This is a genomic window from Schumannella sp. GW821-FHT10F01, from assembly GCF_058809295.1.
Genome location: NZ_JBXASM010000003.1, coordinates 45,236 through 69,998, shown reverse-complemented (window position 1 = coordinate 69,998; position 24,763 = coordinate 45,236). Strand labels below are relative to the sequence as shown.

General features: G+C 71.4%; 21 protein-coding genes and 1 pseudogene. 17 read left to right on the top strand and 5 right to left on the bottom strand.

The window, feature by feature from the left end; all coding sequences use genetic code 11:
- Positions 1-60: 60 nt before the first annotated feature.
- The 5 genes from AC1RSJ_RS05135 to AC1RSJ_RS05115 are packed head-to-tail and all read left to right on the top strand — an operon-like array spanning position 61 to position 5,244.
- Entirely contained in the window at positions 61-1,110 is a 1,050-nt protein-coding gene (locus AC1RSJ_RS05135; protein ID WP_493117268.1) for an ABC transporter ATP-binding protein, read from the top strand.
- Positions 1,107-2,087: an ABC transporter permease gene (locus AC1RSJ_RS05130; RefSeq protein WP_493117267.1), complete on the top strand. Its 981-nt coding sequence runs from the start codon at positions 1,107-1,109 to the stop codon at positions 2,085-2,087. Before AC1RSJ_RS05135 ends, AC1RSJ_RS05130 begins: the two co-directional genes overlap by 4 nt.
- Positions 2,088-2,090: 3 nt before the next feature.
- The gene (locus tag AC1RSJ_RS05125) at positions 2,091-3,134 is read left to right on the top strand and encodes an ABC transporter permease (RefSeq protein ID WP_493117266.1); all 1,044 of its coding nucleotides are present in this window, start codon (positions 2,091-2,093) and stop codon (positions 3,132-3,134) included.
- Positions 3,131-4,234, top strand: coding sequence for an ABC transporter ATP-binding protein (locus AC1RSJ_RS05120; RefSeq protein ID WP_493117265.1), 1,104 nt, complete (start codon positions 3,131-3,133; stop codon positions 4,232-4,234). Before AC1RSJ_RS05125 ends, AC1RSJ_RS05120 begins: the two co-directional genes overlap by 4 nt.
- On the top strand, positions 4,231-5,244 hold the full coding sequence (locus tag AC1RSJ_RS05115; protein ID WP_493117264.1) for a sugar phosphate isomerase/epimerase family protein: 1,014 nt from the start codon (positions 4,231-4,233) through the stop codon (positions 5,242-5,244). The genes AC1RSJ_RS05120 and AC1RSJ_RS05115 overlap by 4 nt, the downstream gene beginning before the upstream one ends.
- Before the next feature lie 143 nt (positions 5,245-5,387).
- Here AC1RSJ_RS05115 and AC1RSJ_RS05110 read toward each other — a convergent pair whose 3' ends face one another.
- The 3 genes from AC1RSJ_RS05110 to AC1RSJ_RS05100 form a co-directional block, all read right to left on the bottom strand.
- On the bottom strand, positions 5,388-5,822 hold the full coding sequence (locus AC1RSJ_RS05110; protein ID WP_493117263.1) for an SRPBCC family protein: 435 nt from the start codon (positions 5,820-5,822) through the stop codon (positions 5,388-5,390).
- On the bottom strand, positions 5,819-6,175 hold the full coding sequence (locus AC1RSJ_RS05105; protein ID WP_493117262.1) for an ArsR/SmtB family transcription factor: 357 nt from the start codon (positions 6,173-6,175) through the stop codon (positions 5,819-5,821). The genes AC1RSJ_RS05110 and AC1RSJ_RS05105 overlap by 4 nt, the downstream gene beginning before the upstream one ends.
- Before the next feature lie 131 nt (positions 6,176-6,306).
- Complete coding sequence (locus AC1RSJ_RS05100) at positions 6,307-7,272, bottom strand: NADP-dependent oxidoreductase (RefSeq protein ID WP_493117261.1); 966 nt, start codon at positions 7,270-7,272, stop codon at positions 6,307-6,309.
- Positions 7,273-7,437: 165 nt separating this feature from the next.
- Here AC1RSJ_RS05100 and AC1RSJ_RS05095 point away from each other — a divergent pair, with 165 nt between their 5' ends.
- A complete protein-coding gene (locus AC1RSJ_RS05095; protein WP_493117260.1) occupies positions 7,438-8,127 on the top strand; it encodes a Pr6Pr family membrane protein in 690 nt (229 codons plus the stop codon).
- Positions 8,124-8,732: pseudogene (locus AC1RSJ_RS05090) on the top strand (DUF998 domain-containing protein); the annotation flags it as partial. The gene AC1RSJ_RS05095 and the pseudogene AC1RSJ_RS05090, both read left to right, overlap by 4 nt.
- Before the next feature lie 51 nt (positions 8,733-8,783).
- On the opposite strand, the gene AC1RSJ_RS05085 reads toward AC1RSJ_RS05090, so the two are convergent.
- Entirely contained in the window at positions 8,784-9,395 is a 612-nt protein-coding gene (locus tag AC1RSJ_RS05085; RefSeq protein ID WP_493117259.1) for a YqaJ viral recombinase family protein, read from the bottom strand.
- Positions 9,396-9,500: 105 nt separating this feature from the next.
- On the opposite strand from AC1RSJ_RS05085, the gene AC1RSJ_RS05080 reads away from it, so the two are divergent.
- The 3 genes from AC1RSJ_RS05080 (at position 9,501) to rplL (ending at position 11,541) form a co-directional block, all read left to right on the top strand.
- A complete protein-coding gene (locus AC1RSJ_RS05080; protein WP_493117258.1) occupies positions 9,501-10,343 on the top strand; it encodes an NAD-dependent epimerase/dehydratase family protein in 843 nt (280 codons plus the stop codon).
- Between the two features lie 254 nt (positions 10,344-10,597).
- On the top strand, positions 10,598-11,113 hold the full coding sequence (gene rplJ / locus AC1RSJ_RS05075) for a 50S ribosomal protein L10 (RefSeq protein WP_493117257.1): 516 nt from the start codon (positions 10,598-10,600) through the stop codon (positions 11,111-11,113).
- Positions 11,114-11,154: 41 nt separating this feature from the next.
- Positions 11,155-11,541, top strand: a complete 387-nt coding sequence (rplL, locus tag AC1RSJ_RS05070) for a 50S ribosomal protein L7/L12 (RefSeq protein WP_493117256.1) — start codon at positions 11,155-11,157, stop codon at positions 11,539-11,541.
- Positions 11,542-11,704: 163 nt separating this feature from the next.
- Here rplL and AC1RSJ_RS05065 read toward each other — a convergent pair whose 3' ends face one another.
- Positions 11,705-13,333: a helix-turn-helix transcriptional regulator gene (locus tag AC1RSJ_RS05065; protein ID WP_493117255.1), complete on the bottom strand. Its 1,629-nt coding sequence runs from the start codon at positions 13,331-13,333 to the stop codon at positions 11,705-11,707.
- Between the two features lie 389 nt (positions 13,334-13,722).
- On the opposite strand from AC1RSJ_RS05065, the gene AC1RSJ_RS05060 reads away from it, so the two are divergent.
- From AC1RSJ_RS05060 to mmsB, 7 genes are all read left to right on the top strand, one after another.
- The gene (locus tag AC1RSJ_RS05060; protein ID WP_493117254.1) at positions 13,723-15,765 is read left to right on the top strand and encodes a hypothetical protein; all 2,043 of its coding nucleotides are present in this window, start codon (positions 13,723-13,725) and stop codon (positions 15,763-15,765) included.
- 337 nt (positions 15,766-16,102) lie between these two features.
- Complete coding sequence (locus AC1RSJ_RS05055; protein ID WP_493117485.1) at positions 16,103-17,989, top strand: ABC transporter ATP-binding protein; 1,887 nt, start codon at positions 16,103-16,105, stop codon at positions 17,987-17,989.
- Between the two features lie 41 nt (positions 17,990-18,030).
- Positions 18,031-19,392: a cystathionine beta-synthase gene (locus AC1RSJ_RS05050; protein ID WP_493117253.1), complete on the top strand. Its 1,362-nt coding sequence runs from the start codon at positions 18,031-18,033 to the stop codon at positions 19,390-19,392.
- A gap of 34 nt (positions 19,393-19,426) precedes the next feature.
- Positions 19,427-20,587 (top strand): cystathionine gamma-synthase, encoded by a 1,161-nt coding sequence (locus AC1RSJ_RS05045; protein WP_493117252.1) that lies wholly within the window; start codon positions 19,427-19,429, stop codon positions 20,585-20,587.
- Between the two features lie 84 nt (positions 20,588-20,671).
- Positions 20,672-21,691 carry a LacI family DNA-binding transcriptional regulator gene (locus AC1RSJ_RS05040; protein WP_493117251.1) on the top strand — a complete coding sequence of 340 codons (1,020 nt, stop codon included), beginning with the start codon at positions 20,672-20,674 and terminating at the stop codon, positions 21,689-21,691.
- A gap of 184 nt (positions 21,692-21,875) precedes the next feature.
- The gene (gene mmsA, locus AC1RSJ_RS05035; protein WP_493117250.1) at positions 21,876-23,423 is read left to right on the top strand and encodes a multiple monosaccharide ABC transporter ATP-binding protein; all 1,548 of its coding nucleotides are present in this window, start codon (positions 21,876-21,878) and stop codon (positions 23,421-23,423) included.
- Entirely contained in the window at positions 23,420-24,763 is a 1,344-nt protein-coding gene (gene mmsB, locus AC1RSJ_RS05030) for a multiple monosaccharide ABC transporter permease (protein ID WP_493117249.1), read from the top strand. Before mmsA ends, mmsB begins: the two co-directional genes overlap by 4 nt.

The window sequence follows — 24,763 nt, the reverse complement described above, 5'->3', positions numbered from 1 at the left end:
TGTCGAAGCCCCGCCCTCCTTCTTCTCCTCCCCGTTCCCGACGTCGTGCCCGAGGGACCCATGACCACCACCACGCCGGACGGCTCCGCCGTCCCCGATCGCCCCGTCGTCATCGAGACGGTCGATCTCACCAAGCACTTCCCCGTCCGCGGCGGCCGCGGCCGGGTCGTCCACGCCGTCGAGGGCGTCGACCTGCGACTCGAAGCCGGCGCCGTCGTCGCCCTGGTCGGCGAGTCCGGCTCCGGCAAGTCGACCGTCGCGCGGCTCATCGCGCAGCTGCTGCCCCGCACCTCCGGCGACGTCCTCCTCGAGGGCCGCTCCGTGAAGGTGCGGATGGGGCGCGGCTTCCGTCGCTACGTGCGCAACGTGCAGATGATCCTGCAGGACCCGTTCGCCTCGCTGAATCCGATCCACACCGTGCGCTACGTGCTGACGCGATCCGTCTCGATCCACCAGCCGTCGCTCCGGGGTGAGGCGCGCGAGCAGAAGGTGCGCGAGCTGCTCGAGCAGGTGGAGCTCCGCCCCGCCGAGCGCTATCTGTCGAAGTTCCCGCACGAGCTGTCCGGCGGCCAGCGGCAGCGCGTCGCGATCGCCCGTGCGCTCGGCGCGAGTCCGAAGGCGCTGCTCGCCGACGAGCCGGTCTCGATGCTCGACGTGTCGATCCGCATCGGCGTGCTGAACCTGCTCAAGGACCTCAAGGAGCGCCTGAACCTGGCGATCCTCTACATCACGCACGACATCGCGTCGGCCCGGTACTTCGCCGACGAGACCGTCGTCATGTACGCCGGGCAGATCATCGAGCGCGGACCGAGCGAGGAGGTCACGCAGCGGCCGCGGCATCCCTACACGCAGCTGCTCATCGCCTCCGCGCCGGATGCCGATCAGCTCACCGGCCGCGAGGACCGCCCCGCGCAGGGCGAGCCGCCGAGCCTCATCGATCCGCCGGCCGGGTGCCGGTTCAACCCCCGCTGCCCGTTCGCGATGGACGTCTGCCGTCAGGAGCGGCCGCCGATGTTCGACACCGACTCCGGCCACAAGGCGGCGTGCTGGCTCTACGACGACGACCGCGCCGCCGAGCGCGAGGCGGCGTTCGGGGAGGCCGCGCGATGAAGTTCTTCCTCCGCCGCCTCGTCTTCTACATCGTGACCGCCTGGGCGGCCGTCACGATCAACTTCCTCGTGCCGCGCCTGCTGCCGGGCGACCCGGTGCAGTCGCTCATCAACAAGTACCAGGGGCGCCTCTCCACCGACGCGGTCAAGTCGCTCTACGTGCTCTTCGGGCTCGACAAGAAGACCACCATCTGGGAGGACTACGGGCAGTACTGGATCAACCTGTTCAAGGGCGACTTCGGCATCTCGTTCACGTTCTTCCCGACCCCGGTCTCCGAGGTCATCTCGCAGTCGCTGCCCTGGACGCTCGTGCTCGTCGGCCTCTCGACGATCATCGGCTTCGTGCTCGGCACGCTGGCCGGCGTCGGGCTCGGCTGGCGCCGCGGCACCTGGGCGGACGCGCTCCTCCCGGTCGCCAACTTCTTCTCCGCCATCCCGTACTTCTGGCTCGGCCTCATCGCGATCGCGATCTTCGCGGTCGCGATCCCGCTGTTCCCCTCGAGCGGCGGCTACGACGGCGGGCTGCTGCCGGACTTCTCCCTCGAGTTCATCGGCTCGGCGCTGTACCACGGCCTGCTGCCGGCGCTCACGATCGTGATCAGCTCGATCGCGGGCTGGATCCTCGGCATGCGCAACATGATGGTGACGGTCTCGAGCGAGGACTACGTCACAGTCGCGCAGGCGAAGGGCCTGCCCGAGCGGAAGGTCATGTTCGGCTACGCCGCCCGCAACGCGGTGCTGCCGAGCATCTCCGGCTTCGCGCTGAGCCTCGGCTTCATCGTCGGCGGCACGCTCGTCACCGAGATGGTGTTCTCCTACCCGGGCATCGGGCTGACGCTGTTCCAGGCGATCGGCTCGAAGGACTACCCGCTCATGCAGGGCATCTTCCTCATCATCACGCTGAGCGTGCTGGTGGCCAACATGGTCGCCGACTTCGCCTACGCGTTCCTCGACCCGCGCACCCGACAGGAGGGCTGAGCGATGTCCGTGCAGATCGATCCCGTCGCCGCGGACCCGCAGGCCACCGTCACGCTCGCGACCGCGCCGCGCACCTCGAAGCGCGGACGCCGGGTGCGCCTCGGCATCCTCGGCAACCGCAAGGCGCTCGTCGGCGTCGTCATCCTCGCGTTCTTCGTGCTCATGGCGATCATCGGGCCGTGGATCGCGCCCTACGACCCCAGCCAGGTGAACCGCGACGCCGGGCTGCTGCCGCCGTCCGGTGCGCACTGGCTCGGCACCACGGCGACCGGGCAGGACATCTTCTCGCAGCTGCTCGTCGGCACCCAGGGCGTCATGCTGGTCGGCCTCACGGCCGGGATCGTCGCCACCTTCATCTCCGTGGTGGTCGGCGTGGTCTCCGGGTTCGTCGGCGGCCTCGGCGACGAGGTGCTGTCACTGGTCGCGAACATCTTCCTGGTGATCCCGGCGCTGCCGCTCATCATCATCATCACCGGACTGCTCCCCTCGGCCGGCGGGCTGACGGTGGCGTTCGTCATCGCGCTGACCGGATGGGCCTGGGGCGCGCGCGTCATGCGCGCCCAGACGCTCTCGCTGCGCCGACGCGACTTCGTGGAGGCCGCCCGGGCGAACGGCGAGCCGCTCTGGCGGATCGTGTTCTTCGAGATCATGCCGAACCTCACCGCGATCATCGCGTCGAGCTTCATCGGCACGGTGACGTTCGCGATCCTCTCCGAGGTCACGCTCGCCTTCATCGGCGTGACGAGCATCTCCACCTGGAACTGGGGCACCGTGCTGTTCTGGGCGCAGAGCTCGCAGGCGCTCGTTCAGGGCGCCTGGTGGTGGTTCGTGCCGGCCGGCCTCTGCATCGCGGCCGTCGGCACCTCGCTCACGCTCATCAACTTCGGCATCGACGAGTTCGTCAACCCGCGGCTGCGGTCCACCGCCGCCAACGCGGGCGTGCTCCGTCGCAAGCGGATCCGCGCGCGCATCGGCTTCACGCCGGTCTACCGCGCCCCCGCCGCCACCCCCGTCGACATCACCCGCGTCGAGGAGACGACCCGATGACCCTGATCGACCCGGCCCCCGCTCGTCCGGTCAGCAGCGACCGGCAGCCCGTGCTGCAGATCCGCGACCTCAGCGTCGACTACGGCTACGACGACTCCGCGGTGCACGCGCTGCAGGGCATCGACCTCACCCTCCACGCCGGCGAGGTGCTCGGGCTGGCGGGGGAGAGCGGCTGCGGCAAGTCGACGCTCGCCTACGCGGCCACCCGGCTGCTGCCGCCGCCCGGCGTGATCACCGGCGGCGAGGTGCTCTTCACCTCCGCCCGCGACGGCCACGGCGGCGACCTGCTGCGGATGGGCGACGCCGAGCTGCGCGCCCAGCGCTGGCGCGACACGGCGATCGTGTTCCAGGGGGCGATGAACTCGCTCAACCCCGTCTACACGATCGGCCGCCAGCTGACGGACGGCATCCTCGCGCACTCGCCGCGGGGCAGCCGCGACGCGGCGAAGGCGCGCTCGCTCGAGCTGCTCGACATGGTCGGCATCCCGAAGGACCGGCTCAGCTCGTTCCCGCACCAGCTCTCCGGCGGCATGCGCCAGCGCGTCATGATCGCGATGGCGCTCGCGCTCGAGCCGGAGATCGTGATCATGGACGAGCCGACCACCGCGCTCGACGTCGTGATGCAGCGCCAGATCGTCGAGCAGATCATGCAGCTCAAGGACGACCTCGGCTTCAGCGTCATCTTCATCACCCACGACGTGTCGCTGCTGCTCGAGCTCGCCGACCGCATCGCGATCATGTACGCCGGCCGCATCGTCGAGGACGCCACGGCCCAGGAGGTGTACCGGATGCCGCGGCATCCGTACACGGCCGGCCTGCTGCACTCGTTCCCGCCGCTGCGGGGCCCGAAGCGGGAGCTCAAGGGCATCCCCGGGTCGCCGCCGGATCTGGTGAACCTGCCGAGCGGGTGCAAGTTCCACCCGCGGTGTCCGTACGCTTTCGATCAGTGCGCGACGATCGATCCGGAGCTCGGACCGACGGCGTTCGCGGATGCGGAGCCGCATCGGCAGGTGGCCTGCCTGCTGAACGACCCGGCGGTGTCGCCGGGTCCGGTCCCGCTCGAGCTGGGCGTGCGCCCGGGAGGAGAGACACGAGCATGACGACGAACCCGGTGACGCTGTTCACGGGCCAGTGGGCCGATCTGACCCTCGACGAGGTCGCGGGTCACGCGGCCGGATGGGGCTACGACGGCCTGGAGATCGCCTGCTCGGGCGAGCACCTCGACGTCTGGCGCGCCGCCGAGGACGACGCCTACCTCGACGGGCGCCGCGCGGTGCTCGAGCAGCACGGCCTGAAGACCTGGGCGCTCTCGAACCACCTCACCGGCCAGGCCGTCTGCGACGACCCGATCGACTTCCGCCACCAGGCGATCCTCCGCTCGAAGGTGTGGGGCGACGGCGAGGCCGAGGGCGTGCGCCAGCGCGCCGCCGAGGAGCTCAAGCTCACCGCGAAGGTGGCCCGCAAGCTCGGCGTCGACGTCATCACCGGCTTCACCGGCTCGTCGATCTGGCAGTACGTCGCCATGTTCCCGCCGGTCGGCGCCGACGTGATCGACGCCGGCTACGAGGACTTCGCGAACCGCTGGAACCCTATTCTCGACGTGTTCGACGGCGAGGGCGTGCGCTACGCGCACGAGGTGCACCCGTCCGAGATCGCCTACGACTACTGGACCTGCCAGCGTGCGCTCGAGGCGATCGGCCACCGCGAAGCCTTCGGCTTCAACTGGGACCCGTCGCACATGATGTGGCAGGGCAACGACGTCGTCGGCTTCATCACCGAGTTCGCCGACCGGATCTACCACGTGGACTGCAAGGACACGCGCATCCGCCCGAACACCGGCCACGCCGGCATCCTCGGCTCGCACCTGCCGTGGGGCGACCCGCGACGCGGCTGGGACTTCGTGTCCACCGGCCACGGCGACGTGCCGTGGGAGGACGCCTTCCGCGCGCTGCGCCACATCGGCTACGCGGGTCCGATCTCGGTCGAGTGGGAGGACGCCGGCATGGACCGCCTGCACGGTGCGGCCGAGGCCGAGAAGTTCGTCCGCAGCCTGCTCTGGGACCTGCCGACCGCGAGCTTCGACGCGGCGTTCTCGCACAACGCCGACTGACCGACCTGTTGCACCGATGCTGCGCATCGGTGCGAGTGCGTCGCGATGTTCCGGCGCGCTCGTGACATCCTGCAGCACTCGATGCAGAAGGGCGGCGAACGTCCGGTCGCCGCCCTTCGTCGCATCCCGATCGGATGCCGCGGCTAGGCCGCCATCCGGCCGAGCTCCGCCTCGAGCGTGTCGAAGAAGTGCGCGTAGCCCTGGCGCAGCGGCTCCTCCTGGCCCTCGGGGATGGGCGACTGGGTCATCGTGACCTCGGTGCCGCCGTCCACGTCGGCGAAGTCGACGATGAGCTGCGACCGCTCGGGGCTCGACGCGTCGTCGGTGATGGTGAGCCGCAGGTGGTCCGGCGCCTCGACCTCGAGGAACTCGCCGACCCAGTCGATGGTCGGGCCGCCGGGGATCTCCATGGTGGCGGCCCAGGCGCGGCCGGCCTCCGCGACGTAGTCGAGCTTGTCGAGCGGCACGGCGACGGCGTCGCCGCCGAACCACACGGAGAAGTGCTCCGCCTGGGTCCAGGCGTCCCAGACGAGCTGGCGCGGGGCGGCGAACGTGCGGGTGACGGTGAGGTCGGTCATGGTTCCTGTCCTTCCGGTGGGGTGGGCATGTCGGGCGAGATGCTCGACAGGTATGTGTCGAGCGCGCCGAGGCTGTCGCCCCAGAAGCGCTCGTAGTCGGTGATCCAGCGCGAGGCCTCCCGCAGCGGGCGGCCGTCGATCCGGGCGGGGCGGTACTGCGCGTCACGCCCGCGGGTCACGAGACCCGCGGTCTCGAGCACCCGGAGGTGCTTCGACACCGCCGCGAAGCTCATGTCGAACGGCTCCGCGAGCTCCCCGACGGTCGCCTCGCCGCGGGACAGCCGCGCGAGGATCGCCCGGCGGGTGGGGTCGGCGAGGGCGGCGAAGGTGCGGCTGAGCCGGTCGTCGGCCATGTCGTCCTCCTCGTCCTGCTCTTGATCGTATTCAACGTTTCGGTTCAGAACCGATGAGTTGAATATAGGACGGCGGACGGCGCGCGTCAAGACTCGATCCGCGAGGATGGCGCGGCGGCGCGGCGGCCCGCTCAGCCCGCGACGGTGAGCACGATCTTGCCGCGCGTGTGCCCGGACTCGACCGCGCGATGCGCATCGGCGGCGTGGGCGAGATCGAAGACCTGATCGACGAAGACCTTCACGGCGCCCGACTCGAGCAGGCGGGTGATCACGGCGAGGGTGGCCCCGTCGGGCGCGACGCGGTAGCCGGTCGCCCGGACGCCGGCCTCCTCCGCCTCCGCCCGCATCGTCGGCCAGCCGCCGGACGGCCCGGTCACGATGAGGCCGCCGGTGCGCAGCACGGCGAGCGAGCGCGACGAGGTGCGGTCGCCGAGGTTGCCGACGAGGTCGATGACCACATCCGCCTCCGCGATCTGCTGCTCGAACGGCGCGGCGGTGTAGTCGATCGTCTCGGCGGCGCCGAGCTCGCGCAGCCAGGGCAGGTTGCGCGTCGAGCCGGTCGCGATCACGTGCGCGCCGAAGTACGCGGCGAACTGCACCGCGAAGTGCCCGACGCCGCCCGCGCCGGCGTGGATGAGCATCCGCTGGCCCTCGTGCGCCTTCGCGGTCTCGACGACCATGCCCCAGGCCGTCAGGGCGGCGAGCGGCACGGCGGCCGCCTCCACGTGCGACAGGACGGCGGGCTTGCGGATGACGCTGAGCTCGGTGACCGACAGGTACTCCGCGTACGCGCCGCTCATGCGCGGCACCATGCCCATGCCGAACACCTCGGTGCCGGGCTGGAGCGCGTGCGCCTCGTACGGCGCCTCCACGACGATGCCGCTGAAGTCGTTGCCGAGGATCGCCGGGAACGCGTCGATGGCGGCGAACGCCCCGGCCCCCGACCGCGTCTTCGCATCGACCGGGTTCACGCCCGCCGCGATCACCTTGACCAGCACCTCGGCGTTCGCGCGGATCGGCATCGGCACCCGGGCCGGCGTCAGCACGTCCGGGTCACCGGATCCCGCGATCGTCATCGCCCGCATGTCGGTCGTCATCGGCCCTCCCCGTATCTCTCCCACAGTGAACCGGCTCCGTGAGTCGCCGGTGTTTCGGGCAGGTCACCGCGCTGGAAACGATGCGCCGCCCGCCGATACGATGCGACGACGGCGGCTCCGCGCCGCATCGGGACGGCGCCCTCGCGCCGGCAGGCAGGGGTGGACATGCGCGCGCTGGCGATCGCGATCCGGATCGGCGGACTCGTCCTCATCGTGGCCGCGGTGGTGGCGCAGCTGCTCCGCAGCCTCGAGGTCTGGGCGGCCGCCGGCATCACCGATCCGGCCACCCAGGTGACGAACTTCTTCAGCTTCTTCACGATCGACTCGAACCTGCTCAGCGCGGTGTCGTTCGCGGCCGGCGCCGTCATCCTGCTCCGCGGCGGGCGGGGCGGCGAGACTCGGAACTGGACCGTGTTCCGGGCGTGCGTCACCGCCTACATGGCGACGACCGGCATCGTCTACAACACGCTGCTGCGCGGCATCGAGCTGCCCCAGGGCACGACGGTCGCCTGGTCGAACGAGGTGCTGCACGTGATCGCGCCGCTGCTCGTCGTGCTCGACTGGCTGCTGGCTCCCGGCCGCAACCGGCTCGAGTTCAAGCACATCGGGGTGGTCGTGGCCTTCCCGCTGGTGTGGACCGTCTACACGATGATCCGCGGTCCGCTCGTGGACGACCAGGTCTCCGGCAATCCGTTCTGGTACCCGTACCCGTTCCTCAACCCGAACACCGCGCCCGAGGGCTACGTGTCCGTGTTCTTCTACATGGTGCTCATCGCGGCCGTCATCGGCGGGGTGGGGGCCGCGGCGATCTGGGTGTCGCGGCGCGGCCGCCGCTGGCCGCTGCGCGGTCGATGACCGGCCGCACCCCGCTCGCCGGCGCCGCGCCGCTCGCCGTCGCCGCATCGGCCGGGGCCCTCGCCGCGCTCGCCGCGCTGGCGATCATCTGGATCGCGCGCGCCGGCATCCCGCGCGACCTCTACGTGTCGGAGCTCGGCGCCGTCGGCATGCCGACCGCGGGCTGGTTCCAGCTCGCGCTGACGCTGCTGGTCGCCGGCGGGCTCGCGATCGCCTGGGCCTGCCGGGGGCTGCGGGCGCGCGGCCGGATCGTGGGGCTGGTCGCCCCGAGCGCGACGCTCGCGGTGTCGTGCGGGTTCTTCCTGGTGGCCTCGCGGGTGACCTGCACGTCGGGCTGCCCGGTGCCGTGGGGCGCGACGTTCACCCTGCAGGACTTCGTGCACACCCTCTGCGCGACCCTCGCCTTCGCCGCGGCCGCGGTCGCGATGCTGCAGTGCTCGCGCGCGGCCGGGCATCCGGTGCTCCGGCGCATCTCGCTCGCGGCGGCGATCTTCGTGGCGGTCGTCGCCGGCGCGGGCGGCCTCATGTCGGCGTTCGGATTCCACTCCGACCTGGGCAGCCGGCTCGAGCTCGTCGCCACCACCGCGGGCATCGCCTGGATCGCGGCGCTCGGGATCGTCACCGCGGCGACGGCTCGGACAACGGCGACGGGCCGGTCAGCGGCGGGCCATGAGGTCGAGCAGCCGGTCGGCGAGCACGACGAGCCCGTGGATCTCGTTCTCGTCCCGGTCGACCCACTTGCACTGGGGCTCGGTGGCGACCGGCACGAAGTCGCGGTGCTGCTCCCAGACGACGAGCGTGCGCTCCGCGCCGAGGACGTACTGCTGCCACCACACCTGCCGCAGGTACGACCGGGGAATGCTGCGCCACGCTGACTTCGTGGTCTTGATCTCGCAGAGCTCGAGGCGGCCCTCGCGCTCGCGGAGGCCGTCCGGCGTCGCGAGGTGGCGGGTCTCGCCGTCCGCGTGGAACAGCTTCGTGCTGTGCCGCATGCCGTGCACGCGCCCGACCCAGCGCCCGATCTCCGGCTCGCGGGTGCGGCCGTGCTCCGTGAAGGCGTTGCCCGAGAACCGGCTGCCGAGCAGCTTCTCGGTCGCGAGCGCGGGCACCGCCCGCACGCTCGAGAGCCGGGCGACGTCGGTCGCCGTCACGCCGTGGGCGCGTGCCCGGAGCCAGGCGACCCGGTCGTCGGAGTCGGCGACGATCCGCTCCCGCCAGGGCACCGGCGGCGCATCCCAGAGGGAGAGCGTCGGCTGCAGGCGGTTCACCCCTCCATTGTGAGCCGCCGCGCCGACACCCGCCGACGCCCCGCCGAAGGTGCGCATCCGCCGAGCGCGTGCGCGCGCGGTCGAGACGCGGAGCAGGATGGGTGCATGCGCATCGCGGTCACGGGAGCCACCGGCAAGCTCGGCACGGTCGTCGCGGCGGAGCTCGCCGCCGCCGGCCACGACGTCCTCCGGCTCGACGCCGTCGGGCAGCGGGGCGGCGACTTCGTGCAGGTGGAGCTGACCGACTACGGCCAGGTGGTCGACGTGCTGTCCGGCCTCGACGACCGGCTCTCCGGCATCGAGGCGGTCGTGCACCTCGGCGCGGTGCCGGCGGGCGGCATCCGCCCCGACTCCGCCACCTTCCACAACAACATGACGGCCACCTTCAACGTGTTCCAGGCCGCCCGCCGCGCCGGCATCCGGCGCATCGTGCACGCGTCGAGCGAGACGCTGCTCGGCCTGCCGTTCACGGCCGACCCGCCGTACATCCCGGTCGACGAGGACTACCCCTCGCGCCCGGAGAGCATGTACTCCGTCGTGAAGCACCTCGAGGAGGAGCTGGCGCGCAAGCTCGTGCGCTGGAACCCCGAGCTCAGCATCACGGGCCTCCGCTTCTCGAACGTCATGGTGCCCGCCGACTACCAGGGCTTCGCGGACTGGCAGCACGACGCGGCGCTGCGCCGCTGGAACCTCTGGGGCTACATCGACGCCCGCGACGGCGCCCAGGCGATCGGGCTCGCGCTCGAGCGGGCCGAGCCCGGCTACGACACGTTCGTGATCGCCGCGGCCGACACCGTGATGGAGCGCCCGAGCGCCGAGCTCGTGGCGGAGCAGTTCCCCGGGGTGGAGTTCCGGCCCGTCGAGGGGCGGCAGACGCTGCTCTCTATCGACCGCGCCCGCCGGCTGCTCGGCTACGACCCGCGGCACAGCTGGCGGGACGGCGCCTGACCGGTTTTGCGCCGCACGCGCGTCTCGGGTACCCTGACGGAGCCGAAGACCGCCGGTCTTCGTCGTGCCCGCACCGCAAGGTGCTCGTCGCGACGGACCAAGACTCCCTCGGGAGGGCCTGCGCAGGCGTGTGAAGTGATTCGTCGCGAACCGCGATGAGAGGCTCCGCCCGTCTGTGCAGTCGTCACAGCAGTGCCGGAGCCTTTTCCGTCGGCGCGGTCTCTCAGCAATCGAATCCACACACAAGGAGCGCCATGGCGAACAAGGAAGCCACCGTCGCCGAGCTCGCGGATCACTTCCGCGACTCGAACGCGGTTCTGCTGACCGAGTACCGCGGCCTCACGGTGGCGCAGCTCAAGGAGCTGCGCCAGAAGATCCGTGAGGACGCGACCTATGCCGTGGTGAAGAACACGCTCACCAAGATCGCGGCGAACGAGGCGGGGATCTCCGCCTTCGACGAGGACCTCGCCGGTCCGTCCGCGATGGCCTTCGTCCACGGTGACACCGTGGCCGTGGCCAAGGCCCTGCGTGACTTCGCCAAGGCGAACCCTCTTCTCGTGGTGAAGGGCGGCTTCTTCGACGGAGCCCCGCTCACCGCCGACGAGGTCACCAAGCTGGCCGACCTCGAGTCCCGGGAGGTGCTGCTGGCGAAGCTGGCCGGCGCCTTCAAGGCCTCGCTGTTCGGTGCCGCGTACATGTTCAACGCGCCGCTCGCGCAGGCCGTCCGCACGGTCGACGCGCTCCGCGCCAAGCAGGAGTCCGCCGCGTAGTCCACGCGACGGCCGAGACCAGAAACCACAAGGAGTAAGACATGGCCAAGCTCACCACCGACGAGCTGCTCGACGCCTTCAAGGAGCTCTCGCTCATCGAGCTCAGCGACTTCGTCAAGAAGTTCGAGGAGACCTTCGAGGTCACCGCCGCGGCGCCGGTCGCCGTCGCCGCCGCTGGTGGCGGCGCTGCCGCCCCGGTCGAGGAGGTCGAGGAGAAGGACTCCTTCGACGTCGTCCTCGAGGCCGCCGGCGCGTCCAAGATCCAGGTCATCAAGGAGGTGCGCACCCTCACCAGCCTCGGCCTCAGCGAGGCGAAGGCGCTCGTCGACGGCGCGCCGTCGAACGTGCTCGAGGGTGCGAACAAGGAGACCGCCGAGAAGGCGAAGGAGGCCCTCGAGGCCGCCGGCGCCACGGTGACCCTCAAGTAATCCCGCTTCCGGATCCGTCCGGAGACACGAGGGGCGCCGCTCCACCTCCGGGTGGGGCGGCGCCCTTCGTCGTGCGAGCGGGACGCGTCGTTCGACGCGCCCCGCCGCCGCGGGGCTGACGGATCAGGTCGGCGCTCCGCGGAGCACCATGAGACCACGTCCGTCAGCCGGCCGGTCGGCCGCCGGGGGGTGATCCCGGGGTGAAGCCGAGATACAGCCCGAGCGTCGAGGCCTTGCGCACGGCCTCCTCGCGGGAGCCGACGCCGAGCTTGCGGTAGATGTTGCGCAGGTGCGTCTTCACCGTGTTCGTGGAGAGGTACAGGGCGGCGGCGATGCCCGAGATCGTCTCGCCGAGCCGCAGCCGGTCGAGCACGGCGGTCTCGCGGGCGGTCAGCTGCTCGTGCTTCGGGCCGGTCTCGGGGCGCGGATGCTGCGACACGCGCTCGAGCAGCGCGCGGACGGCCTCCGGCTGGCGTCGCGCGAGCGCGCGGTCGCGCACCCGGTCGAGCAGCCCGTCCGGCAGGAACAGCAGCGGCATGAGCGAGCCGCTCTCCGACATCGACAGCAGGGCGCGGTCGGCCCAGTGGTCGGACGCGGCGAGGGCGCTGCGCTCGAGCTCGATCGCACTGCGCAGCAGCTGCACCTCGATGAGCGGCCGCGGCGAGTGCAGGTCGCCGAGCTCCTCGCACGGCTCGAGGGCCGCGGAGGCGCCCTCGACGTCGCCGTTGAGCAGCCGCAGCTCGGCCACGAACCGGTCGCTGCAGGCCTCGTGCTGCGGAGTGGAGGGCAGCCGGCTGAGCAGGCGCCAGGCCTCGTCGCCCTGCCCGACCCGGATGAGCACCTGCGCGCGCATCATGCCGCCGAGCAGCGACCACATCCGCTCCGCGTGCCAGCCGTCGAGCAGCACGGCCGCGCGGCGGAGGAAGTCGAGCGCCTCGACGTAGCGGGTCTCGACGAGGGCGAGCCGCCCGCCGAGCATGAGCGCGAACGGCTCCCACTCGGTGCCGGCCGCGGCGGCCAGCGCCTCGGGCAGCAGCTCGGCCGCCCTCGGAGTCGAGAACCGGTCGATCGCGGTGTTGAGCTCCGCGAGCAGGGCGGCGGCGCCGTACCCGCCCGCGAGCAGGCCGCTGTCGCCGGCCTCCTCGCGCACGGCGTCGGCGCGGCGTTCTGCCGCGTCGAGGTCGCCGGAGCTCATCGAGCACAGCGCGAGGGCGCCACGGCACTCGAGCCGCTCGGCCAGGGGGAGATGGCGGTCGGCGAGGCCGTCGGCGAAGAGGAGCTGCCGCTCGGCATCCGCCAGCTCGCCGCGGTGCATGGCGACGATGCCGCGCTGCATCGCGATCGCCGCCTGCGCGCCGACGCGCCACGGCATGCTCTCACCGGCCGCGGACTCGACGAGCCGCTCGGCCTCGTCGAGGTGCCCGGCCGCGTCGTCGATGCGGCCGACCTGGCGCAGCGCGGCGGCGGAGTGCAGCTCGGCGTCGACGCGGACGGGCGCCGGGGCGCCGAGCTCGCGGGCGCCGGCCCGGGCGGCGGCGAGGTAGGCGAGCGCGGGGGAGGCGCTCTCGCCGCCCGCGCGGTAGCTTGCGCCGAGCGCGACGGCGACGTCGGGCTCGCGCGCCCAGGCGTCCTCGGGCAGCAGCGCGATGATGTCGCGCAGGGCGGCGCCGTGCGCCGCGGCGAGCGGCCGCCACGACTCGGCGACGGCACGGAGGGCGCTCGCATGATCGCCCTCGCCGACGGCGCGGGCGACGAGCGTGCGGAGCGAATCCGGGGACGGATGGCGGATCACTGAAGGGACTCTTTCGTGGACTGCGGCGGGTCTCCGGCGGGGACCGGATCACGTCAGGGCAGGCGGCGCGACGGGTTCGCAGGCCGTTCCGCGCGGAATCCCAGCACACGCGGAGCGGACAGTCTGTCCTTCTCTCCACAGTACTTGCGCGGGACGAGCAGTGTCCACCACAATGAGGACATCCGGGTCGTCCCCGCGCTCCCGGATTCCGATCGCCCCCCACGATCGGACCCGATGACCGCACGTTCCCCCGACGTGTTCACCGGTCTCGTCAGCCTTACCCTCTGCCGAGCCCGAAGCCCGAATTGCGTCTGGCCCACCCAGCCGGACGATGAGCAGGTGAACCCCCGAGGGGATCGCGCGGCAGTAGTAGGAAGCCCGCTCCCCCGATGCGCTTCTCGTCCCAGAAGTCACCCCTGCCCGATGACGCCCGAGAGGGCGTCCTGTCGCGCTTCTCGCGACGCCACCGCGTGATCGCGGGCGCCGCAGCGCTCGCTGTCGCCCTGCTCTCCGGAGGCGTCCTCGCGGTCACGTCCGCCGCGGCGCCGGCCGAAGCGCACGACGGCACCGTCACGGTCGACTGCACCCAGATCCTGGCCAACTACAAGAACTACGACGGCTCGAAGACCAACACGATGCGGATCTCCTACACGGAGACGACCGGCGCCGTCGCGGCGTTCGACCAGACCTTCTCGTTCGGCAACGCGCTGAGCAAGACGATCACGTTCCCCGACTCGTCCAAGAACTACAACTGGACCGTCGAGGTCAAGGCCGGCGACAATGACCCGCGCTGGCACTACACGAAGAGCGGCATCACCACGGGCTGCATCGTGCCGACGACGCCGACCATCTCCGCGTCGGCCGACACCTGCACGGTGACCAGCCCGGACGCGACGATCCCGCTGACCGTGAAGCTCGGCAACCTCACCGCCGGGCGCACCTACTCCGTCACGGCGACGGGCCTGACGGCGCAGGCCATCACGGCCAAGGGCGCCACGGACACCGTGACCTTCGCCGGCACGAAGACCGGCGGCACCTACACGGTGACCGTCACCGACACGCAGAAGCCGAAGCTGACGGCGACCACCACGGTCAAGTCCGAGCCCTGCCCGACCGTCGGCACGATCTCGCTCGAGGCCGGCGCCTGCACCGCGCCCGGCGGCCCCGCCGCCATCACGGTCAAGTCCGACGCCTTCGTGCCCGGCAAGCAGTACGTGGTGACCACCTCGCTCAACACGAGCAGCAGCTACACCGCGACCGCCGCGAAGACCCTCATCGTGAACGTCCTCCCGACCGGCACCGCCGCGCAGGAGGTCACGCTGACCGTCGCCTTCGGCACGAACGCCGACTCGACGCAGACCGCCAAGGTGCTCGTGCAGCCGTGCCCGAGCGGCGTCCTGGCGATCGCCATCCAGCCCGCACCCTGCACGATCGGCGACACCACCCGCGCCGTGAGCGCGAACCTCTCCGGCCTCGTGCCCGGACGCAGCTACGACGTGACGCTCGACGGCAGGGCCCTGACCACGTTCGTGGCCGAGTCGGGCACCGCGTCGATCACCGAGGGCCTGAAGAACCTCGCGTTCGGCAGCCACACGCTGACGGTCGTCGACACGGTGTCGTCGGCCTCCACGCAGACCGCGGCGTTCGTCGCCGAGTCCTGCGCCTCCGTGCCGAAGATCACCACGCACCTCGACCCGTGCACCGTGCCGAACGGCGCCGGCGAGATCACCGCGACCGTCTCGGGCCTGACCACCGGCCGCTCGTACACCGTGACGATCACCGATGACGGCGAGCCGGTCACCGGCCAGCCGGCGCAGACCTTCCAGGCCGACGCGGTCTCGAAGAACCTGACCTTCAGCGGACTGACCAAGGGCGGCGACTACACGATCGTCGTGACGGACACGCTCGAGTCGCGGGCCACCGCGACCACGACCGTGGTCGTCGACGACTGCCCGCCGCAGCCCGAGGTCGGCGGCGTCAGCATCGCCTGCGTCGCGGGCTCCTCGCCGTCGATCGTCGTGACCCTGAGCGACCTGACCCCCGGTCAGCAGTCGTGGCGGATCGACCTCGACCACCGCAACGCCGACGGCACCTTCACGAACGTCTCGACCCGGTCGGTCGCGACCGTGAACCCGTCGGACCTCACCTTCGCGAACGTCACGAACGGCGACACCTACCGGGTGACGCTGACGTCGACCCCGTCGAACATCGTGGTCCAGGAGGAGGTGCCCGTGAACTGCGCGGTCACCCCGCCCACCACGCCGAACACGCCCTCCACCCCCGGTGAGGTCGGCGGCGTGACCATCGAGGCCCTCGCGACGACCGGCGCCGACGTGGCGCTGCCGCTCGCGGCCGGCGTCTCCCTTCTCTCCCTGGGAGCACTGCTCACCGTCCTGACGGTGCTCCGCCGACGCAAGGAGGCGCGGGGCTAGACCCGGATCCTCGCTCTACGCCGAAAGGGACGATCGGCGTGAGGATCCGCAGCTGACGGGGACGATCAGCTGGTCGGAGGTGCGGCTCACGGGCCGCACCTCCGATGCCCGCCCCGTCACCCGCACCGTGCCACGTCCGTCCGGAGACGCTATGCTCCGGGCAGACTCACCCGGACCGGCCGGGGGATCGGATGTCGCGGAGGGCGTCCGGTCCCTCGGCCTTCCGTGTTCCCGGGCCCGCTCCACCGGCTCACCCGTTCCCCTCCGGATGCCGCCGGCCCGTCCCACCGCCACCGGCGGGTGTCCCCGCCGCGGCCCTAGGCTGACCGAGATGAGCATGCGCGGTGGAGGCGGAGGTCGCGGCGGCGGCCGCATCGGCTCATCCGACGCCGCCGTGCAGCGCGCGGAGAACGCGCAGGCACCGCGCATCCCGAACCTGGTCGGCCGGATCGCCGAGCTGTTCACCCCGTACCGGGCGCCGCTCGCCGGCACGCTCGTGCTCGTGCTGGTCGGCGCCGCGATCAACGTGGTCTCGCCGCTGCTGACCCAGCAGGCCTTCGACCGCGGGCTGTTCCCCGCCGACGGCAAGGTCGACGTGCCGGTGCTCGTCGAGATCGTCGGCTTCATGGTCGCGGCGGCCCTCGCCTCGGCCGCGGTCGGCGTCGCGCAGACCTACCTCACGGCCCGGGTCGGCAACAGCGTCATGGGCGCGCTGCGCGTGAAGCTGTTCCGCCACCTGGAGGCGATGGAGCTCGGCTTCTTCACCCGCACGAAGACGGGCGTCATCCAGTCCCGCCTGCAGAACGACGTCGGCGGCGTCGCCGGCGTGCTGAGCAACACGGTGCAGAGCATCGTCGGCAACACCGTCACGGTGCTCGCGGCGCTCGTCGCGATGATCGTGCTGAGCTGGCAGATGACGATCGTGGCGGTCATCCTGCTGCCGCTGCTCGTGATCGCGCAGCGCCGGGTCGGCCAGGTGCGCGCCCGCATCGCGACCCAGACGCAGGAGTCGCTGTCGCAGATGACCGCCATCACGCAGGAGGCCCTCAGCGTCTCCGGCGTGCTGCTCACGAAGAGCTTCACCCGGCAGCACGCCGAGGTGGAGCGCTACGAGGCCGAGAACCGCACCCAGATCGGGCTGCAGATCCGTCAGGCGATGAGCGGGCAGTGGTTCTTCGGGCTCGTCAACGTCATCCTCTCCGTCATCCCGGCGGTGATCTACCTGGTGGCGGCCTGGCTGCTCACCGGCGGCGTCGACGTCACCGCGGGCACGATCATCGCGTTCACGACCGTGCTCGCCCGGCTGACCTTCCCGCTGCTCGGCCTGCTCCGCGTCGCGCTCGACCTGCAGACCTCGCAGGCGCTGTTCGCGCGCATCTTCGAGTACCTCGACCTGGTACCGGCGATCGAGGACGCGCCGGACGCGCACGACGTGCGCGCCGACCGGCTCGGCGAGGTCGAGTTCGACGCCATCGAGTTCCGCTACCCGGACGCCGGACCGGACACCCCGCCGACGCTCGACGGCGTGAGCCTCCGCGTGGAGCCCGGGCAGTACGCGGCGTTCGTGGGCCCGTCCGGCGCCGGCAAGACGACGGTGTCGTACCTGGTGCCGAGGCTCTACGACGTGGCGGGCGGCCGCGTGCTGTTCGCGGGCGACGACGTGCGGGAGCTGCGCGCCGACTCGCTCGTCGGCTCGATCGGCATCGTCAGCCAGGAGACCTACCTCTTCCACGCCACCATCGCCGAGAACCTCCGCTACGCGAAGCCGGATGCCACGCAGGCGGAGCTCGAGGCGGCGTCGCGCGCGGCGAACATCCACGACACCATCGCGTCGTTCCCCGACGGCTACGACACCGTCGTGGGGGAGCGCGGCTACCGGCTCTCCGGCGGCGAGAAGCAGCGCGTCGCGATCGCGCGCGTGCTGCTGAAGGACCCGCCCGTGCTGATCCTCGACGAGGCGACGAGCGCGCTCGACACGGTGAGCGAGCGGATCGTGCAGCGCGCCCTCGACACCGCGTCGCGCGGCCGCACGACGCTCGCGATCGCGCACCGGCTCTCGACCGTGGTGGCGGCCGACGTGATCTTCGTCGTCGACCGCGGGCGGATCGCGGAGCGCGGCACGCACGCGGAGCTGCTCGCCGCCGGCGGCGTGTACGCGCGCCTGTTCGCCGAGCAGCTGGCGGCGGCCAGCGCGGGCGACGGGGCTCCGGCGCCGGCGGTCTGACGCCCGGTCATCGGACACCGCCCGCGGGTACGCTTTCGAGCATGGACTACGCCGACTCCGTGCTCGACGTGATCGGCGGCACGCCGCTCATCCGACTCAACCGGGTGACCGAGGGCATCGCCGCGACCGTGCTCGTGAAGGTGGAGTACCTCAACCCCGGCGGCTCGTCGAAGGACCGCATCGCGGTGCGGATCATCGACGCGGCCGAGCGCGAGGGCAGGCTCGCGCCGGGCGGCACGATCGTCGAGCCGACGAGCGGCAACACCGGCATCGGGCTCGCGCTGGTGGCTCAGCAGCGCGGCTACCGCTGCGTCTTCGTGTGCCCGGACAAGGTCAGCGACGACAAGGTCAACACCCTCCGCGCATACGGCGCCGAGGTCGTGGTGTGCCCGACCGCGGTGCCGCCGGAGAGCCCGGAGTCCTACTACAGCGTCAGCGACCGGCTGGCTCGCGAGATCCCGGGCGCGTTCAAGCCCGACCAGTACTCGAACCCGAACGGGCCGCTGAGCCACTACGAGACCACGGGGCCGGAGATCTGGGCCGACACCGACGGGCGCATCACGCAGTTCGTCGCCGGCGTCGGCACGGGCGGCACGATCAGCGGCGTCGGGCGGTATCTCAAGGAGCAGAACCCGGCGGTGCGGATCATCGGCGCCGACCCCGAGGGCAGCGTCTACTCCGGCGGCACCGGCCGCCCGTACCTCGTCGAGGGCGTCGGCGAGGACTTCTGGCCGACCGCCTACGACGCGACGGTCGTCGACGACATCATCGCCTCGAGCGACGCCGAGAGCTTCGAGGCGACCCGCCGCCTCGCGCGCGAGGAGGGACTGCTCGTCGGCGGCTCCAGCGGCCTCGCCGTCGCCTCCGGGCTCAAGGCCGCCCGCGACCTCGGGCCCGACGATGTCATGGTCATCCTGCTGCCCGACGGCGGCCGCGGCTACCTCGGCAAGATCTTCAACGACCAGTGGATGCGCTCCTACGGCTTCCTCCCGCCGAGCGCCGACCGCACCATCGCCGACATGGTCGGCACGAAGTCGCCGGACGTCGCCGGCCTCGTGCACGTGCACCCGAGCGACACCGTCCGCCACACGATCGACAAGATGCGCCAGTACGACATCTCGCAGATGCCGGTCCTCTCGGCGGAGCCGCCCGTCGTCATGGGCGAGGTCGTCGGCTCGATCGACGAGCAGACCCTCATCGAGGCCGTGTTCTCCGGCCGCGCGCAGCTCACCGACGCGCTGGCCGCCTACATCCGCCCGCCGCTCGCGCTGATCGGCATGCAGGAGACCGTCGAGTCGGCGCAGGAGGCGCTGACCCGCGCTCCCGCCCTCCTCGTCACCAGCGACGGCAAGCCGGCGGCCGTGATCACGCGCCACGACCTGCTCGCCTACCTCAGCGCCTGATCCTCGGCGCCACGATCCGGAAGAGACCAGCACCATGAGCACCACCGCGTCCAACGACGACTTCGCCACCCGCGCCGTCCATGCCGGACAGGAGCCGGATGCCGCCACCGGCGACGTGATCCCGGCCCTGCACCTGTCGACGACGCACCGGCAGGACGGGATCGGCAACCTCCGCCAGGGCTACGAGTACATCCGCGGCACGAACCCGACGCGCGACTCGCTGCAGACGCAGCTCGCCGCGCTCGAGGGCGCCGACCGCGCCCTCAGCTTCGCCTCCGGTCTCGCGGGCGAGGACGCCGTGCTGCGCGCGCTGCTGTCGCCGGGCGCCCGGGTGGTCATGGGCAACGACGTCTACGGCGGCACGCACCGGCTGGTGAACCGCCTGCACGTGCCGTGGGGCGTCGAGCTCGTCACGGCCGACCTCTCGGACCTCGACGCGGCGCGCGCCGCGCTGGCGACGCCGACGACCGTGCTCTGGGTCGAGACGCCGAGCAACCCGCTCATGAAGATCAGCGACATCGCGGCGCTGGCCGAGCTCGGGCACGCGGCCGGGGCGACGGTCGTCGTCGACAACACCTTCGCGTCGCCGTACCTCCAGCAGCCGCTGTCGCTCGGCGCCGACGTCGTCGTGCACTCGGCGACGAAGTACCTCGGCGGCCACAGCGACGTGCTCGGCGGCGCCGTGGTGCTCCGCGACGGCGAGCTGGCCGAGCGGATCGGCTTCATCCAGTTCGCCGCCGGCGCCGTGTCCGCGCCGTTCGACGCCTGGCTCACGACGCGCGGCATCAAGACCCTCGCCGTGCGGATGGAGCGCCACTCCGACTCGGCGGCCGCGATCGCGGGGGCCCTCGTCGGCCACCCGGCCCTCGCCGCCGTGCTGTACCCGGGGCTGCCGAGCCACCCCGGCCACGAGCTGGCGGCGCGGCAGATGCGGCGCTTCGGCGGCATGATCTCGCTCGACCTGGCCGCCGGCGGCGCCGCGGCCCGCGCGTTCGCGGAGTCGCTCGAGCTGTTCACGCTCGCCGAGTCGCTCGGCGGCGTCGAGTCGCTCGTGAACTACCCGGCCGAGATGACCCACGCGTCGGTGCGCGGCACCGAGCTCGAGGTGCCGGACTCGATCGTGCGCCTGTCGGTCGGGCTCGAGTCGCCGGACGACCTGCTCGCCGACCTGCGGCAGGCCCTCGGCCGCGTCTGATCGCGGGTCGTCGCGCGCGTCCGAGCGTGCATAATGGCTGTCGAGATGTGAACGTACACATCCGCCGATGACGTCGGGAACCTCGTGACGACACAGCCGGGCACCCGTGCCCCGAACATCCGTGACGTCGCGCGCGCCGCCGGAGTGTCGTACCAGACCGTCTCCCGGGTGCTCAACGACTCCCCGAGCCTGCGGCCGGAGACCCGGCAGCGCGTGCTCGAGGCGATCGACGAGCTCGGCTACCGGCCGAACCAGGCTGCTCGCGCCCTGGTCACGAGCCGGTCCGGCCTGCTCGGCGTGCTCATGGCCTCCCGGATGGCCGCCTACGGGCAGCAGACCGTGCTGACCGAGATCGAGGACGCCGCCCGCGCCGCCGGCTACCGGCTCGCCGTGGCCAGCTGCCAGAGCGACGCGGCCTCCGTGCGGGAGTCGATCGACCAGCTCGTCGGCCAGGCGGCGGAGGCGATCGTCGTCGTCGCGCCGCAGGCCCGGGTCTTCGACGCGCTCGTCTCGAGCCCCACGGGCGTGCCGTTCGTGATGCTCGACTCGGAGCGCCGCGACGAGGTGCACAGCGTCTCCGTCGACCAGTTCGAGGGCGCCCGCCTGGCCACCCGGCACCTGATCGAGCTGGGGCACCGCCGGGTCGTGCACCTGGCCGGCCCGCAGGACTGGATCGAGGCGGACTCCCGGATGCGCGGCTTCCTGCGCGAGATGGACGAGAACGACCTCGGCGTCATCCCGCCCGTGCTCGGCGACTGGACGGCCGAGTTCGGCTACCGCGCGGGCCGCGAGATGCTCAACCGGGCCGACTTCACCGCGGTGTTCTCGTCGAACGACCAGATGGCGCTCGGCCTGCTGCACGCGTTCCGCGAGTCCGGCATCCGCGTGCCGGCCGACGTCAGCGTCGTCGGCTTCGACGACATCCCCGATGCCGCCCACTACTCGCCGCCGCTCACCACGATCCGCCAGGACTTCGTGGAGATCGGGCGCCGCGCGGTCGCGCTGGTGCTCGCCCAGCTCGGCGGCGAGCCGGTCGCCGAGACGGCCTCCATCCGCCCCCAGCTCGTGCTGCGCGCGTCGACCGGCGCGCCGGGACGACGATGATCACGAGACGGTGACGAACGCATGGTCCGGTTTGACATGCCCCGGAGCGGGCACTACTTTTCGATTGACCGTGTGAACGGTCACACGAACGCGGATCGATCCGACCGCGTCGACAACGCCGTCGAGAAGCGAAGGAGCCAGGTGAGCCCGCACCGCGTCGCCCCCGCCCGGATCGGGGGCCGTCATGTCTGACCCCCGCACCATCCTCGAGATGCGCGGCATCACGAAGCGCTTCCCCGGCGTGATCGCGCTCGACGACGTCAACCTCACCGTCTCCGCGGGCGAGATCCACGCGATCTGCGGCGAGAACGGCGCCGGCAAGTCGACGCTGATGAAGGTGCTCTCCGGCGTCTACCCGCACGGCACCTACGAGGGCGACATCGTCTTCCAGGGCGAGGAGCAGCGCTTCCGCGACATCAAGCAGTCCGAGGCCGCCGGCATCGTGATCATCCACCAGGAGCTCGCGCTCATCCCGGAGCTCTCGATCACCGAGAACATCTTCCTGGGCAACGAGCCGAAGCGCTTCGGCATCATCAACTGGGACGTCGCGCGCCTCCGCGCCATCGAGCTGCTCGCCCGCGTCGGCCTCAGCGACGACCCGGACACCCCGATCAAGACGCTCGGCGTCGGCAAGCAGCAGCTCGTCGAGATCGCCAAGGCGCTGAACAAGAACGTGAAGCTGCTCATCCTCGACGAGCCCACCGCGGCGCTCAACGAGAACGACTCGCAGCACCTGCTCGACCTGCTCCGGGGCCTCAAGGGCCGCGGCATCACGAGCATCATGATCAGCCACAAGCTCAACGAGATCGAGGCGATCGCCGACACCATCACGATCATCCGCGACGGCCACACGGTCGAGTCGCTGAACGTGAAGGCCGACGGCGTCGACGAGGACCGCATCATCCGCGGGATGGTGGGCCGCAGCCTCCAGAGCCGCTTCCCCGACCACACGCCGAACATCGGCGAGGTGCTCTTCGAGGTGCGCGACTGGAACGTGCAGCACCCGCAGGTGCCCGATCGCCTGGTCTGCAAGAACGAGAGCTTCACCGTGCGCCGCGGCGAGATCGTCGGCTTCGCCGGCCTCATGGGCGCCGGCCGCACCGAGCTCGCGATGAGCCTGTTCGGCCGGTCGTACGGCACGTGGCTCTCCGGCACGATCCTCAAGGAGGGGCGCGAGATCCAGGTGCGCTCGGTCTCCGAGGCGATCGACCACGGCATGGCCTACGTCAGCGAGGACCGCAAGGTGCTCGGCCTGAACCTGCTCGACGACATCAAGCGCTCCACCGTCAGCGCGAAGCTCTCGAAGATCGCGCCGCTCGGCGTCGTCGACGAGGACAAGGAGCGCGCGGCGGCGGACTCGTACCGCAAGGACCTGCGCATCAAGACCCCGACGGTCGACGAGGGCGTCGGCAAGCTGTCCGGCGGCAACCAGCAGAAGGTCGTGCTGGCGAAGTGGATGTTCACCGACCCCGACCTGCTGATCCTCGACGAGCCCACCCGCGGCATCGACGTCGGCGCCAAGTACGAGATCTACGGGATCATCCAGCGGCTCGCCAGCGAGGGCAAGGCCGTCGTGGTGATCTCCTCCGAGCTGCCGGAGCTGCTGGGCATCTCCGACCGCATCTACACGATCTTCGAGGGTGAGATCACGGCCGACATCCCGGCCGCCGACGCCACCCCCGAGACCCTCATGAAGAACATGACGTCCCGAGCGAAGGAGCCGGTCCGATGAGCACCGACACCACCCAGATCCCGACGCGACGCGGAGGCCTCCGCGACCTCGGCAAGATGTTCGGCGGCGGACAGTCGAGCCTGCGCCAGTTCGGCATCCTCGGCGCGCTCGTCGCGATCGTCATCATCTTCCAGATCCTCACCGAGGGGCGCACGCTGCTCCCCGGCAACGTGATCAACATCGTCAACGCGAACTCCTACGTGCTGATCCTCTCGATCGGCATGGTGATGGTGATCATCGCCGGCCACATCGACCTCTCGGTCGGCTCCGTGGCGGCGTTCGTCGGCATCATCGTGGCGATCGCGATGACCGACTGGAACCTCCCCTGGCCGATCGCGATGATCATCGGCCTCGCGCTGGGAGCGCTGGTCGGCGCCTGGCAGGGGTTCTGGGTCGCCTACGTCGGCATCCCCGCGTTCATCGTGACCCTGGCCGGCATGCTGCTGTTCCGCGGCCTCAACCTGTTCTTCGGCGACTCCACCAGCCGCACCACCCCCGAGGACTTCGGCGTGGTCGGCGGCGGCTACCTGCCGGAGATCGGACCCGACACCGGCTTCAACAACTGGACGCTCATCCTCGGCTTCCTCGCCGCGGTCGCCGTGGTCGTGCGCGAGGTGCTCCTGCGCCGCAAGCAGGCCCGCAGCGGCGCCGACCAGGCGCCGATCTGGGTCAGCATCCTCAAGATCGTCGTGCTCGTCGGCGTGATCGGCTACGCGTCGACCCTGTTCGGCGGCGGCCGAGTCGGCACGAGCGTGCCGGTCTCCGGCCTCATCCTCATCGGCGCCGTGCTCATCTACGGCTTCGTGACGAACCGCACGGTGTTCGGCCGCCACATCTACTCGGTCGGCGGCAACTGGCATGCGGCCGAGCTGTCCGGCGTGAAGATCAAGCGCGTCAACTTCTTCGTGATGATGAACATGTCGGTGCTCGCGGCGCTGGCCGGCATGATCTTCGTCTCGCGGTCGCAGGCCTCCGGCCCGCTCGACGGCAACGGCTGGGAGCTCGACGCGATCGCCGCGGTCTTCATCGGCGGCGCGGCCGTCTCCGGCGGCATCGGCACCGTGGTCGGCTCCATCGTCGGAGGCCTCGTCATCGCGGTGCTCAACAACGGCCTGCAGCTGCTCGGCGCCGGTCAGGACCAGGTGCAGATCATCAAGGGCCTCGTGCTCCTCGGCGCCGTGGCCGTCGACGTGATCAGCAAGCGCTCCGGCGGCCGCTCGATCCTGTCGCGCTTCTCCCGGCGCACCGCCGAGGCGCCGGAGGCGCCCCGCATCACGCCGACGTCCGACGCGGCGGAGGCCAGCTCGCGTCCCGCGGACGCCGAGCGCACCCCGAGCTGA